This window comes from Pseudomonas sp. PDM16 (assembly GCF_014851865.1).
Taxonomy (GTDB): Bacteria; Pseudomonadota; Gammaproteobacteria; order Pseudomonadales; family Pseudomonadaceae; genus Aquipseudomonas.
Map to the genome: position 1 here is coordinate 602,987 of NZ_JACVAM010000003.1, position 16,410 is coordinate 619,396.

Below are 16,410 nucleotides of genomic sequence, written 5' to 3' on the forward strand. Positions count from 1 at the left end.
GCGGGTGAATCAGGCCAGATCGAAACGATCCAGGTTCATCACCTTGGTCCAGGCGGCAACGAAGTCCTTGATGAACTTCTCCTTGCCGTCGGTGCTGGCATACACCTCGGCGTAGGCACGCAGGATCGAGTTGGAGCCGAACACCAGGTCGTTGCGCGTCCCGGTGTACTTCACCTCACCGGTCTTGCGGTCGCGGCCCTCGAACAGCTCGGTGTCGCCACCCACCGGCTTCCACACCAGGCCCATGTCCAGCAGCTTGACGAAGAAGTCGTTGGACAGCACACCGGGCTGGCTGGTGAACACGCCGTTCTGGCTGCCGTCGTAGTTGGCCCCCAGCACGCGCAGGCCACCCACCAGTGCGGTCAGCTCCGGACCGGTCAGAGTCAGCAGCTGGGCACGGTCGATCAGCAGAGACTCGGTCGGTGCACCGCTCTTGTCCTTGCGGTAGTTACGGAAGCCATCGGCATCCGGCTCGAGCAGCTCGAAGGACTCGACATCGGTCTGGTCCTGGCGCGCATCCACACGCCCGGCGGAGAACGGCACGCTGACATTGACGCCGCCAGCCTTGGCCGCCAGTTCGACACCGACGTTACCGGCCAGCACGATCACGTCGGCCAGCGACGCCTTGCCGGAAGCCTTCTGAATCTCGCTCAGCTTCGGCAGCGCCTTGACCGCGATCTGGTTGACCACCCAGTCCTTCTGCGGGGCCAGTGCCAGCCGCGCGCCATTGGCGCCACCGCGCTTGTCGCCGCCGCGGAAGGTCGAGGCCGAAGCCCAGGCCACCGAGACCAGCTCGCTGACCGACAGGCCGGACGCGGCGATCTGGGTCTTGAGGTCGGCGATGTCCCCCGCCGTCGGTTGATGGGTGGCCGCCGGCAACGGGTCCTGCCAGAGCAGATCCTCCTTCGGAATCTCCGGGCCCAGGTAGCGGGCCTTCGGCCCCATGTCACGGTGGGTCAGCTTGAACCAGGCGCGGGCGAAGGCCTCAGCGAAGGCCTGTGGGTCCTCGTAGAAGTGCTTGGAGATTTTGCCGAACTCGGGGTCGAAACGCAGGGTCAGGTCGGTGGTGAGCATCTTCGGCTTGTGGAATTTGCCCGGCACGTGAGCATCCGGGATGTTCTCCGGTGCGTCCTTGGCCACCCACTGCTTGGCACCGGCGGGGCTGTGCTCCAGCTCCCACTCGTACTTGAACAGGTTCTCGAAGAAGTTGTTGCTCCACAGCGCCGGGGTCTTCGTCCAAGTCACCTCGAGGCCGCTGGAGACGGTGTCCTTGCCGTGGCCGCTACCGAAGTTGCTGGTCCAGCCCAGGCCCTGGTCTTCCATTACCCCGCCTTCCGGATCGGCGCCCTTGTGCGACTCGGGGGCCGCGCCATGGGTCTTGCCGAAGGTGTGGCCGCCGGCGATCAGGGCGACGGTTTCCTCGTCATCCATGGCCATGCGGCTGAAGGTGGCGCGGATGTCCTTGGCGGCGGCCATGTAGTCGCCGCTGGCGTTCGGCCCTTCGGGGTTCACGTAGATCAGGCCCATGTGGGTCGCGCCCAGGCCCTTGATCAGTTCGCGATCGCCCTCGAAACGCTTGTCATCGCCGAGCCAGGTAGTCTCCCCGCCCCAGGCCACGTCCATGTCCGGTTCCCAGACATCCTCGCGCCCGCCGGCGAAGCCGAAGGTGCGGAAGCCCATGGACTCCAGAGCGACGTTGCCGGCCAGGATCATCAGATCAGCCCAGGAAATCTTCTGCCCGTACTTCTGCTTGATCGGCCAGAGCAGACGGCGCGACTTGTCGATGTTGACGTTGTCCGGCCAGGAGTTGAGCGGCGCGAAGCGCTGCTGGCCACGCCCACCACCGCCACGACCGTCAGTGGTGCGGTAGGTGCCGGCGCTGTGCCAGGCCATGCGGATCATCTGCGGACCATAGTGGCCGAAGTCGGCGGGCCACCAGTCCTGGGAGTCGGTCATAAGCTTGACCAGGTCGGCCTTGAGCGCCTTGTAGTCGAGCTTCTTGAATTCTTCGGCGTAGTTGAACTTCTCGCCGAGCGGGTTGGATTTCTCGGAATGCTGGTTGAGCAGATCGACTGCCAGCTGATTGGGCCACCAGTCCTTGTTGCTCGTGCCGGCTCCGGCCACGCGGTGGAATGGGCATTTACCTTCGTTGGACATTGCTCTCTCCTTCTCCTCATCAGGTCGGTCTCGTGACAACTCGGCCGACAGTGGGAAAAGACTAGACCCGCCCTACCAAAGGGGCCAATTTATGAAAGGCAATGATTCAATAGTTTTTCCCTACTAACTGATAGATTTCCGCGCACGCCCGCCAAGTACGCCGCCCGCCTTCGCTAAAGCGCTTTCCGGAAAACAAAAAACCGGGCGCTAGGCCCGGTTTCTTGTGTAGCAGAAGCAGCTTATTCGGCAGCTTCTACGGCTTCGCCAGCGACCTGACGGTCAACCAGCTCGACGTACGCCATAGGGGCGTTGTCGCCAGCGCGGAAGCCGCACTTCAGGATGCGCAGGTAACCGCCCTGACGGGTGGCATAACGCTTGCCCAGATCGTTGAACAGCTTGCCGACGATGGCTTTCGAACGGGTACGGTCGAAGGCCAGACGACGGTTGGCAACGCTGTCTACCTTGGCCAGGGTGATCAGCGGCTCGGCAACGCGGCGCAGTTCCTTGGCTTTCGGCAGGGTGGTCTTGATCAGTTCGTGTTCGAACAGCGACACCGCCATGTTCTGGAACATGGCCTTGCGGTGGGCGCTGGTGCGGCTCAGGTGACGGCCACTTTTACGATGACGCATGATTGAAATTCCTTACCAAACTTTCGGTTCGGTGATTACGGACGATTAGGCAGTAGCCTTATCGTCCTTCTTCAGACTTGCCGGCGGCCAGTTGTCGAGGCGCATGCCGAGGGACAGACCACGGGAGGCCAGAACGTCCTTGATCTCGGTCAGGGACTTCTTGCCCAGGTTCGGAGTCTTGAGCAGCTCTACTTCGGTGCGCTGGATCAGATCACCGATGTAGTAGATGTTCTCCGCCTTCAGGCAGTTGGCCGAACGTACGGTCAGCTCGAGGTCGTCAACCGGACGCAGGAGGATCGGATCGATCTCGTCTTCCTGCTCAACCACTACCGGCTCACTGTCGCCCTTCAGATCAACGAAGGCCGCCAGTTGGTGCTGGAGGATGGTTGCGGCACGACGGATAGCCTCTTCAGGATCCAGGGTGCCGTTGGTTTCCAGGTCGATGACCAGCTTGTCCAGGTTGGTACGCTGCTCGACGCGGGCGTTTTCCACCACGTAGGCAACACGACGGACCGGGCTGAACGAGGAGTCCAGTTGCAGACGACCGATGCTACGGCTTTCGTCTTCATCGCTCTGACGGGCGTCAGCCGGCTCGTAGCCACGGCCACGACGCACGGTGAGTTTCATGTTCAGAGCGCCGTTGTCCGCCAGGTTGGCGATTACGTGATCGCCGTTGACGATCTCGACGTCGTGATCCAGCTGGATATCGGCAGCAGTGACCACACCCGAGCCCTTTTTGGCCAGAGTCAGGGTGACTTCGTCACGACCGTGCAGCTTGATAGCCAGACCTTTCAGGTTGAGCAGGATTTCAATGACGTCTTCCTGCACGCCTTCGATGGCGGAGTACTCATGGAGTACGCCGTCGATCTCGGCCTCGACTACTGCACAGCCAGGCATGGAGGACAACAGGATGCGGCGCAGCGCGTTGCCCAAGGTGTGACCAAAACCACGCTCGAGAGGCTCGAGGGTGATCTTGGCGCGGGTCGAACTGACCGCCTGAACGTCGATGTGACGGGGGGTCAGGAACTCATTTACCGAAATCTGCATGGATGCACCTATTTTCTAGCCCTTACTTGGAGTAGAGCTCGACAATCAGGCTTTCGTTGATGTCGGCGGACAGATCGCTGCGAGCCGGGACGCTTTTGAACACGCCAGACTTCTTCTCAGTATCTACGTCAACCCACTCAACGCGACCACGCTGGGCGCACAGGTCAAGAGCCTGGGCAACGCGCAGCTGGTTCTTGGCCTTTTCGCGAACGGCCACGACGTCACCAGCTTTGATCTGGTAGGACGGGACGTTCACGGTCGAACCGTTCACGGTGATGGCTTTGTGCGATACCAGCTGACGGGATTCGGCGCGAGTAGCACCAAAGCCCATGCGGTAAACCACGTTGTCCAGACGGCATTCCAGCAGCTGCAGCAGGTTCTCACCGGTAGCACCCTTACGACGGGCAGCTTCCTTGTAGTAACCGCTGAACTGACGCTCCAGCACGCCGTAGATACGACGGACTTTCTGCTTCTCACGCAGCTGGGTACCGTAGTCGGACTGGCGACCACGGCGAGCGCCGTGCTGGCCAGGAGCCGCTTCGATGTTGCACTTGGATTCGAGCGCGCGCGCACCACTCTTCAGGAAGAGATCGGTGCCTTCACGGCGAGACAGTTTGCACTTGGGACCAATGTAACGAGCCATTCTTCACTGTCTCCTATTACACGCGACGCTTCTTCGGCGGACGGCACCCGTTGTGCGGGATCGGCGTCACGTCGGTGATGCTGGCGATTTTGTAGCCGCAGGCGTTCAGAGCACGCACAGCGGATTCGCGACCAGGACCTGGACCCTTGACGTTAACGTCGAGGTTCTTCAGGCCGTATTCCAGGGCTGCTTGACCAGCACGCTCGGCAGCCACCTGGGCAGCGAACGGAGTGGACTTACGCGAGCCACGGAAACCGGAACCACCGGAGGTAGCCCAGGACAGGGCATTACCTTGACGGTCGGTAATGGTAACGATGGTGTTATTGAAAGAAGCGTGGATATGGGCGATGCCATCCACCACTGTCTTTTTGACTTTCTTACGAGTACGAGCAGCAGGCTTAGCCATGACTTAATTCCTGTCGATTCGCGGGCGCAATTACTTGCGGATCGGCTTACGCGGGCCCTTACGGGTGCGCGCGTTGGTCTTGGTGCGCTGACCGCGGACCGGCAGGCCACGGCGGTGACGCAGACCGCGGTAGCAGCCCAGGTCCATCAGACGCTTGATCTTCATGTTGATTTCGCGGCGCAGGTCACCCTCAGTGGTGATCTTGGCGACTTCGCCACGCAGCTGCTCGATCTGCTCGTCAGAGAGATCCTTGATCTTTGCCGCCGGATTGACCCCGGTGGTTGCACAGATTTTATGTGCAGTGGTGCGACCAACACCGTAGATGTAGGTCAGCGAGATAACAGTGTGCTTGTTATCCGGAATGTTGACGCCTGCAATACGGGCCATTCAGTGGAACTCCAATTGACAGCTACCCACGCCCTGGAAGCCAAGAAATAGGGCGCGCGATATTAGCGCTGTAATAACAAAGAATCAACCCGGCAGCGCACTAGCTGCCGGGCTCATTACGCGTGAATCACACTCAGCCTTGGCGCTGTTTGTGACGCGGCTCCGCGCTGCAGATCACGCGCACGACACCGTCGCGGCGAATGACCTTGCAGTTGCGGCACAGCTTCTTGACCGATGCACGAACTTTCATCAGTAACTCCTAGAACCTTACGGAAACATGTCAGCGGAGCATTCCGCCGCCATAGCCCTTCAGGTTGGCTTTCTTCATCAGGGATTCGTACTGGTGCGAAACGAGGTGCGATTGTACTTGGGCCATAAAGTCCATCACAACCACGACCACGATCAGCAACGAGGTCCCGCCAAGGTAGAACGGAACGTTGGCTGCCACCTGCAGGAACTGCGGGAGCAGGCACACGGCCGTCATGTACAGAGCACCGAACATGGTCAAGCGGGTCAGCACGCCATCGATATAGCGCGCGGATTGCTCGCCCGGACGGATACCCGGAATAAAGGCACCGGACTTCTTCAGGTTTTCCGCTACGTCTTTCGGGTTGAACATCAGCGCTGTGTAGAAGAAGCAGAAGAAGATGATCCCTGCACTAAACAGCAGAATATTCAACGGCTGACCGGGAGCGATCGCCTGCGAGATGTCCTGCAGCCAGCCCATACCCTCGGACTGACCGAACCAGGTCCCCAGCGAGGCCGGGAATAGCAGGATACTGCTGGCGAAGATGGCCGGGATCACACCCGCCATGTTCACCTTCAGCGGCAGGTGGCTGGTCTGCGCCGCGAAGACTTTACGGCCTTGCTGACGCTTGGCGTAGTGCACCGCTATGCGACGCTGACCACGCTCAATGAACACCACGAAACCGATGATCGCTACCGCCAGCAGGCCGATGGCAATCAGAGCGAAGATGTTGATATCGCCCTGACGAGCAGACTCGAAAGACTGCCCGATTGCCGACGGCAGACCGGCCACGATGCCTGCAAAAATCAGCATCGAGATACCGTTGCCGACACCCCGCTCGGTGATTTGCTCGCCCAGCCACATCATGAACATAGCGCCGGCCACGAAGGTCGTCACCGCCACGAAGTGGAAGCCGAAATCAACCGAGAAGGCCACGCCCTGACTGGCCAGGCCGACGGACATACCGACGGCTTGAACGATCGCCAGGACGAGAGTGCCGTAGCGGGTGTACTGGCTGATCTTGCGACGGCCAGCTTCCCCTTCCTTCTTCAACTGCTCCAGCTGCGGGCTGACGGCAGTCATCAGCTGCATGATGATCGATGCCGAGATATACGGCATGATCCCCAGTGCAAAGATGCTCATCCGCTCCAGCGCGCCGCCGGAAAACATGTTGAACAGGCTAAGAATGGTCCCCTCATTCTGTCGGAACAGTTCGGCCAGGCGGTCAGGGTTGATTCCGGGCACCGGAATGTGCGCGCCGATCCGATAGACGATGATCGCCAGGAACAGAAAACGCAGTCGAGCCCAGAGCTCGGACAACCCGCCGTTGCTGAGCGCGGAGAGAGCACCTTGCTTAGCCATTTAGTCCTCGAACTTACCGCCAGCTGCTTCGATGGCCGCACGCGCACCCTTGGTGGCAGCGATACCTTTCAGGGTGACCGCACGAGCAACCTCGCCGGACAGCATGACTTTCACACGCTGCACGCTCTGGTTGATCACGTTGGCATCCTTCAGCGACTGCAGAGAAACGACATCGCCTTCCACCTTGGCCAGCTCGGAGGTACGCACTTCGGCGCGATCCATGGCTTTCAGGGAAACGAAGCCGAACTTCGGAAGACGGCGGTGCAGCGGCTGTTGACCACCCTCGAAGCCCGGAGCGATGGAGCCACCGGTACGGGAGGTCTGACCTTTGTGGCCACGGCCACCGGTCTTACCCAGACCGCTACCGATACCACGGCCCGGACGGTGCTTTTCGCGACGGGCACCCGGCGCGGAACGCAGATCGTTCAGTTGCATGATTAACCCTCCACCTTCAGCAGGTAGTAAGCCTTGTTGATCATGCCGCGATTTTCAGGAGTGTCCTGAACCTCAACGGAGTGACCGATGCGACGCAGACCCAGGCCCTTGACGCAAGCTTTGTGGTTGGCCAGACGGCCATTGGTGCTCTTGATCAGAGTGACTTTTACGGTAGCCATGATCAGAGAATCTCCTCGACGCTCTTGCCACGCTTAGCAGCCACGGAAGCCGGGGACTGCATGGCTTTCAGACCCTTGAAAGTGGCGTAAACCACGTTCACTGGGTTGGTGGAGCCGTAGCATTTGGCCAGGACGTTCTGCACGCCAGCCACTTCCAGCACGGCACGCATGGCGCCGCCGGCGATGATGCCGGTACCTTCAGAAGCCGGCTTCATGAACACGTGAGACGCGCCATGAACGGCCTTCATTTCGTACTGCAGAGTGGTGCCGTTCAGATCAACCTGAATCATGTTGCGGCGTGCGGCTTCCATCGCTTTCTGGATGGCAGCAGGCACTTCGCGGGATTTGCCGCGACCGAAGCCGACGCGACCATTACCATCACCCACCACGGTCAGCGCGGTGAAGGTAAAGATACGACCACCTTTTACGGTCTTGGCAACACGGTTAACCTGGACCAGCTTCTCGGTGTAGCCATCGCTCTGGGCATCGTCACGGTTACCGCGATCGCGCTTTTGCTCGTTATTTGCCATAACTTAGAACTCCAGCCCGCCTTCACGAGCAGCATCAGCCAGCGCTTTCACACGGCCGTGGTACTTGAAGCCAGAACGGTCGAACGCCACTTGGGTAACGCCAGCGGCTTTCGCACGCTCGGCAACCAGTTGACCGACTTTCTTGGCCGCGTCGACGTTGCCGGTGGCGCCGTCACGCAGTTCTTTGTCCAGGGTCGAGGCGCTGGCCAGAACCTTGGCGCCGTCGGCCGAAATGACCTGGGCGTAGATGTGCTGGGAAGAGCGGTACACGCTGAGGCGTACGGTTTCCAGCTCGCGCATTTTCAGGCGTGCCTTGCGAGCGCGACGCAGACGAGTTTCTTTCTTTTCGCTCATTTGCTATGCCCTACTTCTTCTTAGCTTCTTTGCGACGTACGACTTCGTCGGAGTAACGCACACCTTTGCCTTTGTACGGCTCAGGACGACGGAAGTCGCGGATCTCCGCAGCTACCTGACCAACCAGCTGCTTGTCGATACCCTTGATCAGGATATCGGTCTGGCTGGGGGTTTCGGCAGTAACGCCCTGCGGCAGTTCGTAGTCGATCGGATGGGAGAAGCCCAGCGCGAGGTTCAGCACCTGGCCCTTGGCTTGGGCCTTGTAGCCCACACCGACCAGCTGCAGCTTGCGCTCGAAGCCTTGGCTCACGCCAATGACCATGTTGTTGACGAGTGCACGAGTGGTACCGGCCATGGCGCGATTTTGCTGATCGCCATTGCGGGCGGCAAAACGCAGCTCACCGGCGTCCTGGATAATTTCCACGGACGAGTGCACGTTCAGTTCGAGGGAGCCTTTGGCGCCCTTGATCGAAAGCTGTTGGCCTGCGAGTTTGACCTCGACACCAGCCGGCAGCTTAACGGGGTTCTTAGCAACGCGAGACATGCTTATCCCCCCTTAGAACACGGTGCAAAGCACTTCACCGCCGACACCGGCAGCGCGTGCAGCGCGATCAGTCATCACACCTTTGTTGGTGGAGACGATGGAAACGCCCAGGCCGCCGCGAACTTTCGGCAGCTGATCGACAGGCTTGTACTGGCGCAGACCAGGACGACTGACGCGTTTCACTTCTTCGATAACCGGACGGCCTTCGAAGTACTTCAGCTCGATGGACAGCTGCGGCTTGGCGTCGCTGCTGACCTGGTATCCCGCGATGTAACCTTCGTTCTTTAGAACGCTGGCTACTGCCACCTTCAGCTTGGAAGACGGCATGCTTACTACCGACTTTTCAGCCATCTGGGCATTACGGATACGAGTTAGCATGTCCGCTAACGGGTCCTGCATACTCATGGGCTAGATGCTCCTAAAACAAAAAGAACAGCCTTTCGGCTGGAACCATCCACGAACTCGGCAAAAGCCAGGCTCAGGAGAGCCGGACATTCTAGAGATCGATCAAAAATGAATCAAGCCCCAAAAGGGGCTTGATCAATAAAACAAAGCCGGCGCTAGGCCGGCTTCGCTTTTTCTTACCAGCTGGCTTTCACCAGACCCGGTACATCACCGCGCATCGCAGCTTCGCGCAGCTTGTTACGGCCGAGGCCGAACTTGCGGTACACGCCATGCGGACGGCCAGTGATGCGGCAACGGTTACGCAGGCGGCTGGCGCTGGCGTCACGCGGTTGCTTTTGCAGGGCGACCTGGGCTTCCCAACGCTGCTCCGGAGTGGAGTTCGGGTTGGCAATTACAGCTTTCAGCTCGGCACGCTTCTTGGCGTACTTGGCTACCGTTTGCTGACGCTTCAGCTCACGGTTCTTCATGCTCGTTTTGGCCATGATCCAAACTCCAATCAGTTGCGGAACGGGAATTTGAAAGCACGCAGCAGAGCGCGGCCTTCGTCATCCGTACGGGCAGTGGTGGTCAGGGTAATGTCCAGACCGCGCAGCGCATCGATTTTGTCGTAATCGATTTCCGGGAAGATGATCTGCTCTTTGACGCCCATGCTGTAGTTGCCACGGCCATCGAAGGACTTGGCATTCAGGCCGCGGAAGTCACGCACGCGCGGCAGGGAGATGGAGAGCAGGCGATCCAAGAACTCGTACATACGATCGCTACGCAGGGTCACCTTGACGCCGATCGGCCAGCCTTCACGAACCTTGAAGCCTGCAACGGATTTGCGGGCGAAGGTAACGATCGGCTTTTGACCGGTGATCTTTTCCAGATCGGCCACGGCGTTTTCGATGATCTTCTTGTCACCGATCGCCTCGCCAAGACCCATGTTCAGGGTGATTTTGGTAACGCGCGGAACTTCCATCACGTTGCCCAGCTGCAGCTCTTCCTTCAGCTTGGGCGCGATTTCCTTCCGGTAAATCTCTTTCAGTCGTGCCATGGTGTTTTACCTATGATTCTCAAGCGCCAACCGGCTTTTGGGTGGACTTGAAGACACGAATTTTCTTACCGTCTTCGACTTTGAAACCAACACGGTCAGCCTTGTTGGTTTCGCCATTGAAGATAGCGACGTTGGAAACGTGCAGCGGCGCCTCTTTCTCGACGATACCGCCCTGAACACCAGCCATCGGGTTCGGTTTGGTATGACGCTTGACGAGGTTGATGCCGCCGACGATCAGACGATCGTCAGCCAGCACTTTCAGCACCTTGCCGCGCTTGCCCTTGTCTTTGCCGGCGATGACGATGATCTCGTCGTCACGACGAATCTTTTGCATGACGGCTTCTCCTTACAGCACTTCGGGGGCGAGCGAGACGATCTTCATGAACTTCTCAGAACGCAGTTCACGAGTCACCGGCCCGAAGATACGGGTGCCGATCGGCTCTTGCTTGTTGTTCAGCAGAACAGCAGCGTTGCCGTCGAAGCGGATGATCGAGCCGTCGGCACGACGTACGCCGTGACGGGTGCGGACCACAACAGCGGTCATCACTTGGCCTTTCTTCACCTTGCCGCGCGGAATCGCTTCCTTCACGGTGACCTTGATGATGTCGCCGATACCGGCATAACGACGGTGCGAACCACCAAGGACCTTGATGCACATAACGCGACGAGCACCGCTGTTGTCAGCGACGTCGAGCATGGATTGAGTCTGAATCATATCTTTCTCCGACCCTTAGTCCTTAGACTTCCACGGCACGTTCGACGACTTCCACCAGAGCCCAGGACTTAGTCTTGGCCAGCGGACGGGTCTCACGAATGGTGACCTTGTCGCCGATCTTGCACTGGTTGGTTTCGTCGTGCGCGTGCAGCTTGGTCGAACGCTTCACGTACTTACCGTAAATCGGGTGCTTGACGCGGCGCTCGATCAGAACGGTGATGGTCTTGTCCATTTTGTCACTGACGACACGGCCGGTGAGCGTACGGACGGTTTTCTCTGCTTCAGCCATGATCACTTACCTGCCTGCTGGTTGAGCACAGTTTTCACGCGAGCGATATCGCGCTTCACTTGCAAGAGCAGGTGAGACTGCCCCAACTGACCAGTGGCTTTCTGCATGCGCAGATTGAACTGGTCGCGCAGCAGACCGAGCAGTTGCTCGTTCAGCTGCTGAACCGATTTTTCACGGAGTTCTTTCGCTTTCATCACATCACCGTCCGCTTAACAAAGGAGGTGGCGAGCGGCAGCTTTGCAGCAGCCAGGGCGAAAGCCTCACGCGCCAGCTCTTCCGGAACACCCTCGATCTCGTAGAGCACCTTGCCCGGCTGAATCTGGGCTACCCAGTACTCGACGCTACCCTTACCTTTACCCATACGAACTTCGAGGGGCTTTTTGGTAACAGGCTTGTCCGGGAACACACGGATCCAGATTTTACCGCCACGCTTCACGTGACGAGTCAGGGCACGACGGGCCGATTCGATCTGACGAGCAGTCAGGCGACCACGGGAAACAGCTTTCAGGGCGAACTCGCCGAAGCTGACCTTGCTACCGCGATGAGCCAGACCACGGTTGTGGCCGGTCATTTGCTTGCGGAATTTTGTACGCTTGGGTTGCAGCATGTTGCGTACTCCTTACTTAGCAGCTTTCTTACGAGGCGCCGGGGCGACAGGCTTCAGCTCTTCTTGGCGGCCACCGATGACCTCACCCTTGAAGATCCAAACCTTCACACCGATCACACCGTAGGTGGTGTGCGCTTCGTAGGTGGCGTAATCGATATCAGCACGCAGGGTGTGCAGAGGCACACGACCTTCGCGATACCACTCGGTACGGGCGATTTCCGCGCCGCCGAGACGACCACTCACCTGGATTTTGATGCCCTTGGCACCAATGCGCATGGCGTTCTGAACGGCGCGCTTCATGGCACGACGGAACATAACGCGGCGCTCCAGCTGCTGAGCAACGCTCTGAGCTACCAGCATACCGTCGAGCTCCGGCTTGCGGATCTCTTCGATGTTGATGTGCACCGGCACACCCATTTGCTTGGTCAGGTCCTGACGCAGCTTCTCAACATCTTCACCTTTCTTGCCGATCACGATGCCGGGACGAGCGGTGTGGATGGTGATGCGTGCGGTTTGAGCCGGGCGAGCAATGTCGATACGGCTTACGGACGCGCTTTTTAGTTTGTCTTGGAGGTACTCACGAACCTTCAGGTCGGCAAACAGATAATCAGCGTATTGACGCTTGTCTGCGTACCAAACGGAGGTGTGCTCCTTGACGATTCCCAGGCGAATGCCAGTGGGATGTACTTTCTGACCCATCTGATCGACTCCGTTACTTGTCCGCAACCTTGACAGTGATATGGCAAGACCGCTTGACGATGCGATCAGCGCGGCCTTTGGCACGCGGCATGATGCGCTTCAGCGAACGCCCCTCGTTGACGAAAACGGTGCTGACCTTCAGGTCATCAACGTCTGCGCCTTCGTTGTGCTCGGCGTTGGCTACGGCCGACTCCAGCACTTTCTTGATGATCTCGGCGGCTTTCTTCGAGCTGAAAGCCAGCAGGTTGAGCGCTTCGCCCACCTTCTTCCCGCGGATCTGGTCGGCGACCAAGCGGGCTTTCTGGGCGGAGATACGAGCGCCCGACAGCTTAGCGGCTACTTCCATCTTCCTTACCCCTTAACGCTTGGCTTTCTTGTCCGCAGCGTGCCCACGATAAGTGCGGGTACCAGCGAACTCGCCGAGTTTATGGCCGACCATGTCTTCGCTCACGAGGACCGGGACATGTTGACGACCGTTATGCACAGCAATGGTCAGACCGACCATCTGCGGCAGGATAATGGAGCGACGCGACCAGGTTTTCACCGGCTTACGATCGTTCTTTTCCACCGCCACTTCGATCTTCTTCAGTAGGTGAAGATCGATAAAAGGACCTTTTTTCAGAGAACGCGGCACTGTCGTATCCCTCTAATTACTTACGGCGGCGGACGATCATATTGTCGGTACGCTTGTTCGCACGAGTTTTGGCACCCTTAGTCGGGAAGCCCCACGGCGAAACAGGGTGACGACCACCGGAGGTACGACCCTCACCACCACCATGCGGGTGGTCGACCGGGTTCATGGCAACACCACGAACGGTCGGGCGAACGCCACGCCAGCGCTTGGCACCGGCTTTACCCAGGGAGCGCAGGCTGTGCTCGGAGTTGGATACTTCACCCAGGGTTGCACGGCACTCGGAGAGAACCTTGCGCATCTCGCCGGAGCGCAGACGCAGGGTGACATAGACACCTTCACGAGCTACCAGCTGGGCGGAAGCACCAGCGGAGCGAACCAGCTGTGCGCCTTTACCCGGCTTCAGCTCGATCGCGTGAACGGTCGAACCAACAGGGATGTTGCGCAGCGGCAGGCTGTTACCGGCCTTGATCGGAGCAGCGGCACCAGATACCAGTTGATCGCCAGCACTCACACCTTTCGGGGCGATGATGTAGCGACGCTCACCGTCTGCGTATTTCAGCAGGGCGATGTGGGCGGTACGGTTCGGATCGTATTCCACGCGCTCAACGACGGCAGGGATGCCATCCTTGTTGCGACGGAAGTCGACCAAACGGTAGTGCTGCTTGTGGCCACCGCCGATGTGGCGAGTGGTGATACGACCGTTGTTGTTACGGCCGCCAGTTTTCGACTTCTTCTCGAGCAGCGGAGCATAAGGAGCGCCTTTGTGCAGCTCCTGATTGACCACTTTGACCACGAAACGGCGGCCAGCGGAAGTCGGTTTGCATTTAACGATTGCCATGATGCGCCCCTACCTTACTCAGCACTGCTGGTGAAATCGAGATCTTGGCCCGCCTGGAGGGAGACATACGCCTTCTTCCAGTCGTTACGCTTGCCCAGACCGCGAGCGGTACGCTTGGTCTTGCCCTGTACGTTGACAGTGCGGACCTCGTCCACTTTCACGCTGAACAGGCTTTCGACGGCCTTCTTGATTTCCAGCTTGGTTGCATCAACGGCAACCTTGAAAACGAATTGGCTCTTACCATCTGCCAGCACGGAGGCTTTCTCGGAGATGTGCGGGCCAACCAGCACTTTGAATACGCGTTCCTGGTTCATGCCAGCAGCTCCTCGAATTTCTTCACGGCCGACACGGTTACCAGCACTTTGTCGAAGGCGATCAGGCTGACCGGATCGGTGCCTTGAACGTCACGAACATCAACGTGCGGCAGGTTGCGCGCAGCCAGGTACAGGTTCTGATCAACGGCTTCGGTAACGATGAGCACGTCGGTCAGACCCATGCCGTCCAGCTTGCCCAGCAGAGCCTTGGTTTTCGGGGCGTCAACGGCGAAGTCTTCAACCACGACCAGGCGATCCAGACGGACCAGCTCGGAGAGGATGGAGCGCAGAGCAGCGCGATACATCTTCTTGTTCAGCTTTTGGCTGTGATCTTGCGGCTTAGCAGCGAAGGTCACGCCACCGCCACGCCAGATCGGACCAACACTGGAGCCGGAACGAGCACGACCGGTGCCCTTCTGACGCCACGGCTTTTTGCCACCACCGGTGACTTCAGCGCGAGTTTTCTGAGCACGGGAGCCCTGACGACCGCCAGCCATGTAGGCGACGACTGCCTGGTGCACCAGAGTCTCGTTGAACTCACCGCCGAACGTGCGCTCGCTGACTTCGATAGCCTGAGCGCCATTTACATTCAGTTGCATCTCAGCTTCCCCTATTAACCGCGAGCTTTGACAGCCGGACGCACCAGCACGTCGCCACCGGTAGCGCCCGGAACGGCACCCTTGACCAGCAGCAGATTACGCTCGGCGTCGACACGGACCACTTCGAGGGACTGCACGGTCACGCGCTCGGCGCCAAGATGACCGGACATTTTCTTGCCCTTGAATACACGACCAGGAGTCTGGCACTGGCCGATGGAGCCCGGAGCGCGGTGGGAAACGGAGTTACCGTGGGTATTGTCCTGACCGCGGAAGTTCCAGCGCTTGATGGTACCGGCATAGCCTTTACCCTTGGACTCACCGGTAACGTCTACCAGTTGACCAGCTTGGAACAGTTCGGCAGTGATCTGATCGCCAGCCTGGTAATCGCCTTCTTCCAGACGGAATTCCCAGACGCCACGACCAGCAGCGACATTAGCCTTGGCGAAGTGACCGGCCTGAGCCTTGGTAACGCGGGAAGCACGACGCTCGCCCACGGTCACCTGCACAGCACGGTAGCCATCGCTTTCTTCGGATTTGAACTGGGTGACGCGATTCGGCTCGATCTCAATGACCGTAACCGGAATGGAGACACCTTCTTCGGTGAAAATACGGGTCATACCCGCTTTCCGACCGACTACACCAATAGTCATGTTGTAAACCTCATGAGTGTACGGGGCTTTCACCCGCTATGGCCGCCCATTTCAGAGCGTTACACGACTAAAACCGCAAGGTTTTAGCCGAGGCTGATCTGCACTTCCACGCCAGCAGCAAGGTCGAGCTTCATCAGCGCATCGACGGTTTTATCCGTCGGCTGGACGATGTCCAGAACACGCTTATGAGTGCGAATCTCGTACTGATCACGCGCGTCTTTGTTGACGTGCGGGGAGATCAGAACGGTGAAACGCTCCTTGCGAGTGGGCAGCGGAATAGGACCACGCACCTGAGCACCAGTACGTTTCGCGGTTTCCACGATTTCCTGGGTGGATTGATCGATCAGGCGATGGTCAAAAGCCTTCAACCGAATACGGATTTGTTGGTTTTGCATTTTGACCTCAGACTCTATCTCTGCTTTCCCTAACGGACGGACTACGCCCGTTAAAAGGAGGCGTGATTGTACGGATGCCCCTAGAGGGTGTCAACTTTTAACCAATCACAAAGAAAAAGGGCCCCGAAGGGCCCTTTTTCTCAACAGCCGTCGATTACTCGATGACTTTGGCAACCACGCCAGCACCAACGGTACGGCCGCCTTCGCGAATTGCGAAACGCAGGCCGTCGTCCATCGCGATCGGTTTGATCAGGGTGACAACCATTTTGATGTTGTCGCCCGGCATGACCATCTCAACGCCTTCCGGCA

At 58.8% G+C, this 16,410-nt stretch carries 29 protein-coding genes and 1 pseudogene; all 30 read right to left on the reverse strand.

The annotated features are described in order from the left end of the window. Window positions 1-9: 9 nt before the first annotated feature. Window positions 10-2,157: a catalase/peroxidase HPI gene (gene katG / locus IB234_RS14690; RefSeq protein ID WP_192319019.1), complete on the reverse strand. Its 2,148-nt coding sequence runs from the start codon at window positions 2,155-2,157 to the stop codon at window positions 10-12. A 239-nt stretch (window positions 2,158-2,396) separates the two neighbouring features. Next, window positions 2,397-2,786 (reverse strand): 50S ribosomal protein L17, encoded by a 390-nt coding sequence (gene rplQ, locus IB234_RS14695; RefSeq protein WP_021702687.1) that lies wholly within the window; start codon window positions 2,784-2,786, stop codon window positions 2,397-2,399. A 45-nt stretch (window positions 2,787-2,831) separates the two neighbouring features. Continuing rightward, a complete protein-coding gene (locus IB234_RS14700) occupies window positions 2,832-3,833 on the reverse strand; it encodes a DNA-directed RNA polymerase subunit alpha (protein ID WP_043310325.1) in 1,002 nt (333 codons plus the stop codon). A 22-nt stretch (window positions 3,834-3,855) separates the two neighbouring features. Further along, window positions 3,856-4,476: a 30S ribosomal protein S4 gene (rpsD, locus tag IB234_RS14705; protein ID WP_043310324.1), complete on the reverse strand. Its 621-nt coding sequence runs from the start codon at window positions 4,474-4,476 to the stop codon at window positions 3,856-3,858. A 16-nt stretch (window positions 4,477-4,492) separates the two neighbouring features. Beyond that, complete coding sequence (rpsK, locus tag IB234_RS14710) at window positions 4,493-4,882, reverse strand: 30S ribosomal protein S11 (protein WP_021702690.1); 390 nt, start codon at window positions 4,880-4,882, stop codon at window positions 4,493-4,495. A 30-nt stretch (window positions 4,883-4,912) separates the two neighbouring features. Next, window positions 4,913-5,269 carry a 30S ribosomal protein S13 gene (gene rpsM, locus IB234_RS14715; RefSeq protein ID WP_192319022.1) on the reverse strand — a complete coding sequence of 119 codons (357 nt, stop codon included), beginning with the start codon at window positions 5,267-5,269 and terminating at the stop codon, window positions 4,913-4,915. A 133-nt stretch (window positions 5,270-5,402) separates the two neighbouring features. After that, window positions 5,403-5,519 (reverse strand): 50S ribosomal protein L36, encoded by a 117-nt coding sequence (gene rpmJ / locus IB234_RS14720; RefSeq protein ID WP_043217073.1) that lies wholly within the window; start codon window positions 5,517-5,519, stop codon window positions 5,403-5,405. Between the two features lie 30 nt (window positions 5,520-5,549). Next, a complete protein-coding gene (secY, locus tag IB234_RS14725; RefSeq protein ID WP_192319025.1) occupies window positions 5,550-6,878 on the reverse strand; it encodes a preprotein translocase subunit SecY in 1,329 nt (442 codons plus the stop codon). Beyond that, window positions 6,879-7,313: a 50S ribosomal protein L15 gene (rplO, locus tag IB234_RS14730; protein ID WP_192319028.1), complete on the reverse strand. Its 435-nt coding sequence runs from the start codon at window positions 7,311-7,313 to the stop codon at window positions 6,879-6,881. It abuts the gene before it with no gap. Between the two features lie 2 nt (window positions 7,314-7,315). Beyond that, window positions 7,316-7,492: a 50S ribosomal protein L30 gene (rpmD, locus tag IB234_RS14735; RefSeq protein WP_043310318.1), complete on the reverse strand. Its 177-nt coding sequence runs from the start codon at window positions 7,490-7,492 to the stop codon at window positions 7,316-7,318. Between the two features lie 2 nt (window positions 7,493-7,494). Next, on the reverse strand, window positions 7,495-8,022 hold the full coding sequence (gene rpsE / locus IB234_RS14740) for a 30S ribosomal protein S5 (protein WP_192319031.1): 528 nt from the start codon (window positions 8,020-8,022) through the stop codon (window positions 7,495-7,497). Between the two features lie 3 nt (window positions 8,023-8,025). After that, the gene (gene rplR, locus IB234_RS14745) at window positions 8,026-8,376 is read right to left on the reverse strand and encodes a 50S ribosomal protein L18 (RefSeq protein WP_021702696.1); all 351 of its coding nucleotides are present in this window, start codon (window positions 8,374-8,376) and stop codon (window positions 8,026-8,028) included. A gap of 10 nt (window positions 8,377-8,386) precedes the next feature. Then, window positions 8,387-8,920 carry a 50S ribosomal protein L6 gene (gene rplF / locus IB234_RS14750; protein WP_192319034.1) on the reverse strand — a complete coding sequence of 178 codons (534 nt, stop codon included), beginning with the start codon at window positions 8,918-8,920 and terminating at the stop codon, window positions 8,387-8,389. A 12-nt stretch (window positions 8,921-8,932) separates the two neighbouring features. Next, window positions 8,933-9,325, reverse strand: a complete 393-nt coding sequence (gene rpsH, locus IB234_RS14755; protein ID WP_192319037.1) for a 30S ribosomal protein S8 — start codon at window positions 9,323-9,325, stop codon at window positions 8,933-8,935. 176 nt (window positions 9,326-9,501) lie between these two features. Next, window positions 9,502-9,807, reverse strand: coding sequence for a 30S ribosomal protein S14 (rpsN, locus tag IB234_RS14760; RefSeq protein WP_137975146.1), 306 nt, complete (start codon window positions 9,805-9,807; stop codon window positions 9,502-9,504). Between the two features lie 14 nt (window positions 9,808-9,821). Beyond that, window positions 9,822-10,361, reverse strand: coding sequence for a 50S ribosomal protein L5 (gene rplE / locus IB234_RS14765; RefSeq protein ID WP_192319040.1), 540 nt, complete (start codon window positions 10,359-10,361; stop codon window positions 9,822-9,824). Between the two features lie 19 nt (window positions 10,362-10,380). Further along, complete coding sequence (rplX, locus tag IB234_RS14770) at window positions 10,381-10,695, reverse strand: 50S ribosomal protein L24 (protein ID WP_021702701.1); 315 nt, start codon at window positions 10,693-10,695, stop codon at window positions 10,381-10,383. Window positions 10,696-10,707: 12 nt separating this feature from the next. Further along, window positions 10,708-11,076: a 50S ribosomal protein L14 gene (gene rplN / locus IB234_RS14775; RefSeq protein ID WP_003243907.1), complete on the reverse strand. Its 369-nt coding sequence runs from the start codon at window positions 11,074-11,076 to the stop codon at window positions 10,708-10,710. A gap of 22 nt (window positions 11,077-11,098) precedes the next feature. Then, window positions 11,099-11,365 (reverse strand): 30S ribosomal protein S17, encoded by a 267-nt coding sequence (gene rpsQ / locus IB234_RS14780; RefSeq protein WP_187807876.1) that lies wholly within the window; start codon window positions 11,363-11,365, stop codon window positions 11,099-11,101. A gap of 2 nt (window positions 11,366-11,367) precedes the next feature. Further along, entirely contained in the window at window positions 11,368-11,559 is a 192-nt protein-coding gene (gene rpmC / locus IB234_RS14785) for a 50S ribosomal protein L29 (RefSeq protein ID WP_192319043.1), read from the reverse strand. Then, the gene (rplP, locus tag IB234_RS14790) at window positions 11,559-11,972 is read right to left on the reverse strand and encodes a 50S ribosomal protein L16 (RefSeq protein WP_192319047.1); all 414 of its coding nucleotides are present in this window, start codon (window positions 11,970-11,972) and stop codon (window positions 11,559-11,561) included. The genes rpmC and rplP overlap by 1 nt, the downstream gene beginning before the upstream one ends. Window positions 11,973-11,984: 12 nt before the next feature. Further along, window positions 11,985-12,671, reverse strand: a complete 687-nt coding sequence (rpsC, locus tag IB234_RS14795) for a 30S ribosomal protein S3 (protein WP_192319050.1) — start codon at window positions 12,669-12,671, stop codon at window positions 11,985-11,987. 13 nt (window positions 12,672-12,684) lie between these two features. Then, window positions 12,685-13,017 carry a 50S ribosomal protein L22 gene (gene rplV, locus IB234_RS14800; RefSeq protein ID WP_003210077.1) on the reverse strand — a complete coding sequence of 111 codons (333 nt, stop codon included), beginning with the start codon at window positions 13,015-13,017 and terminating at the stop codon, window positions 12,685-12,687. A gap of 12 nt (window positions 13,018-13,029) precedes the next feature. After that, window positions 13,030-13,305: a 30S ribosomal protein S19 gene (rpsS, locus tag IB234_RS14805; protein ID WP_192319053.1), complete on the reverse strand. Its 276-nt coding sequence runs from the start codon at window positions 13,303-13,305 to the stop codon at window positions 13,030-13,032. A 16-nt stretch (window positions 13,306-13,321) separates the two neighbouring features. Continuing rightward, window positions 13,322-14,143, reverse strand: coding sequence for a 50S ribosomal protein L2 (rplB, locus tag IB234_RS14810; protein ID WP_192319056.1), 822 nt, complete (start codon window positions 14,141-14,143; stop codon window positions 13,322-13,324). 14 nt (window positions 14,144-14,157) lie between these two features. Further along, window positions 14,158-14,457: a 50S ribosomal protein L23 gene (rplW, locus tag IB234_RS14815; protein ID WP_021702707.1), complete on the reverse strand. Its 300-nt coding sequence runs from the start codon at window positions 14,455-14,457 to the stop codon at window positions 14,158-14,160. Continuing rightward, window positions 14,454-15,056, reverse strand: coding sequence for a 50S ribosomal protein L4 (gene rplD, locus IB234_RS14820; RefSeq protein WP_043310306.1), 603 nt, complete (start codon window positions 15,054-15,056; stop codon window positions 14,454-14,456). The genes rplW and rplD overlap by 4 nt, the downstream gene beginning before the upstream one ends. Window positions 15,057-15,070: 14 nt before the next feature. Continuing rightward, on the reverse strand, window positions 15,071-15,706 hold the full coding sequence (gene rplC / locus IB234_RS14825; RefSeq protein WP_043310305.1) for a 50S ribosomal protein L3: 636 nt from the start codon (window positions 15,704-15,706) through the stop codon (window positions 15,071-15,073). Between the two features lie 83 nt (window positions 15,707-15,789). Beyond that, window positions 15,790-16,101, reverse strand: a complete 312-nt coding sequence (gene rpsJ, locus IB234_RS14830) for a 30S ribosomal protein S10 (RefSeq protein ID WP_003103876.1) — start codon at window positions 16,099-16,101, stop codon at window positions 15,790-15,792. 154 nt (window positions 16,102-16,255) lie between these two features. Further along, window positions 16,256-16,410, reverse strand: a pseudogene (tuf, locus tag IB234_RS14835) (elongation factor Tu); the annotation flags it as partial.

What these genes read in the sequence shown, in the direction of transcription:
- rpsC (WP_192319050.1), bottom strand. Translation starts at nt 12,671, where the DNA reads ATGGGTCAGAAAGTACATCCCACTGGCATTCGCCTGGGAATCGTCAAG.
- katG (WP_192319019.1), bottom strand. Translation starts at nt 2,157, where the DNA reads ATGTCCAACGAAGGTAAATGCCCATTCCACCGCGTGGCCGGAGCCGGC.
- rpsK (WP_021702690.1), bottom strand. Translation starts at nt 4,882, where the DNA reads ATGGCTAAGCCTGCTGCTCGTACTCGTAAGAAAGTCAAAAAGACAGTG.
- rplP (WP_192319047.1), bottom strand. Translation starts at nt 11,972, where the DNA reads ATGCTGCAACCCAAGCGTACAAAATTCCGCAAGCAAATGACCGGCCAC.
- IB234_RS14700 (WP_043310325.1), bottom strand. Translation starts at nt 3,833, where the DNA reads ATGCAGATTTCGGTAAATGAGTTCCTGACCCCCCGTCACATCGACGTT.
- rplD (WP_043310306.1), bottom strand. Translation starts at nt 15,056, where the DNA reads ATGCAACTGAATGTAAATGGCGCTCAGGCTATCGAAGTCAGCGAGCGC.
- rpsH (WP_192319037.1), bottom strand. Translation starts at nt 9,325, where the DNA reads ATGAGTATGCAGGACCCGTTAGCGGACATGCTAACTCGTATCCGTAAT.
- rplW (WP_021702707.1), bottom strand. Translation starts at nt 14,457, where the DNA reads ATGAACCAGGAACGCGTATTCAAAGTGCTGGTTGGCCCGCACATCTCC.
- rplO (WP_192319028.1), bottom strand. Translation starts at nt 7,313, where the DNA reads ATGCAACTGAACGATCTGCGTTCCGCGCCGGGTGCCCGTCGCGAAAAG.
- rplN (WP_003243907.1), bottom strand. Translation starts at nt 11,076, where the DNA reads ATGATTCAGACTCAATCCATGCTCGACGTCGCTGACAACAGCGGTGCT.
- rpsJ (WP_003103876.1), bottom strand. Translation starts at nt 16,101, where the DNA reads ATGCAAAACCAACAAATCCGTATTCGGTTGAAGGCTTTTGACCATCGC.
- rplE (WP_192319040.1), bottom strand. Translation starts at nt 10,361, where the DNA reads ATGGCACGACTGAAAGAGATTTACCGGAAGGAAATCGCGCCCAAGCTG.
- rpsM (WP_192319022.1), bottom strand. Translation starts at nt 5,269, where the DNA reads ATGGCCCGTATTGCAGGCGTCAACATTCCGGATAACAAGCACACTGTT.
- rpmD (WP_043310318.1), bottom strand. Translation starts at nt 7,492, where the DNA reads ATGGCTACCGTAAAAGTCACTCTGATCAAGAGCACCAATGGCCGTCTG.
- rplC (WP_043310305.1), bottom strand. Translation starts at nt 15,706, where the DNA reads ATGACTATTGGTGTAGTCGGTCGGAAAGCGGGTATGACCCGTATTTTC.
- rplR (WP_021702696.1), bottom strand. Translation starts at nt 8,376, where the DNA reads ATGAGCGAAAAGAAAGAAACTCGTCTGCGTCGCGCTCGCAAGGCACGC.
- rplX (WP_021702701.1), bottom strand. Translation starts at nt 10,695, where the DNA reads ATGCAAAAGATTCGTCGTGACGACGAGATCATCGTCATCGCCGGCAAA.
- rpsQ (WP_187807876.1), bottom strand. Translation starts at nt 11,365, where the DNA reads ATGGCTGAAGCAGAGAAAACCGTCCGTACGCTCACCGGCCGTGTCGTC.
- rplB (WP_192319056.1), bottom strand. Translation starts at nt 14,143, where the DNA reads ATGGCAATCGTTAAATGCAAACCGACTTCCGCTGGCCGCCGTTTCGTG.
- rpsN (WP_137975146.1), bottom strand. Translation starts at nt 9,807, where the DNA reads ATGGCCAAAACGAGCATGAAGAACCGTGAGCTGAAGCGTCAGCAAACG.
- rplQ (WP_021702687.1), bottom strand. Translation starts at nt 2,786, where the DNA reads ATGCGTCATCGTAAAAGTGGCCGTCACCTGAGCCGCACCAGCGCCCAC.
- rpsD (WP_043310324.1), bottom strand. Translation starts at nt 4,476, where the DNA reads ATGGCTCGTTACATTGGTCCCAAGTGCAAACTGTCTCGCCGTGAAGGC.
- rplV (WP_003210077.1), bottom strand. Translation starts at nt 13,017, where the DNA reads ATGGAAGTAGCCGCTAAGCTGTCGGGCGCTCGTATCTCCGCCCAGAAA.
- rpsE (WP_192319031.1), bottom strand. Translation starts at nt 8,022, where the DNA reads ATGGCAAATAACGAGCAAAAGCGCGATCGCGGTAACCGTGACGATGCC.
- secY (WP_192319025.1), bottom strand. Translation starts at nt 6,878, where the DNA reads ATGGCTAAGCAAGGTGCTCTCTCCGCGCTCAGCAACGGCGGGTTGTCC.
- rplF (WP_192319034.1), bottom strand. Translation starts at nt 8,920, where the DNA reads ATGTCTCGCGTTGCTAAGAACCCCGTTAAGCTGCCGGCTGGTGTCGAG.
- rpmC (WP_192319043.1), bottom strand. Translation starts at nt 11,559, where the DNA reads ATGAAAGCGAAAGAACTCCGTGAAAAATCGGTTCAGCAGCTGAACGAG.
- rpmJ (WP_043217073.1), bottom strand. Translation starts at nt 5,519, where the DNA reads ATGAAAGTTCGTGCATCGGTCAAGAAGCTGTGCCGCAACTGCAAGGTC.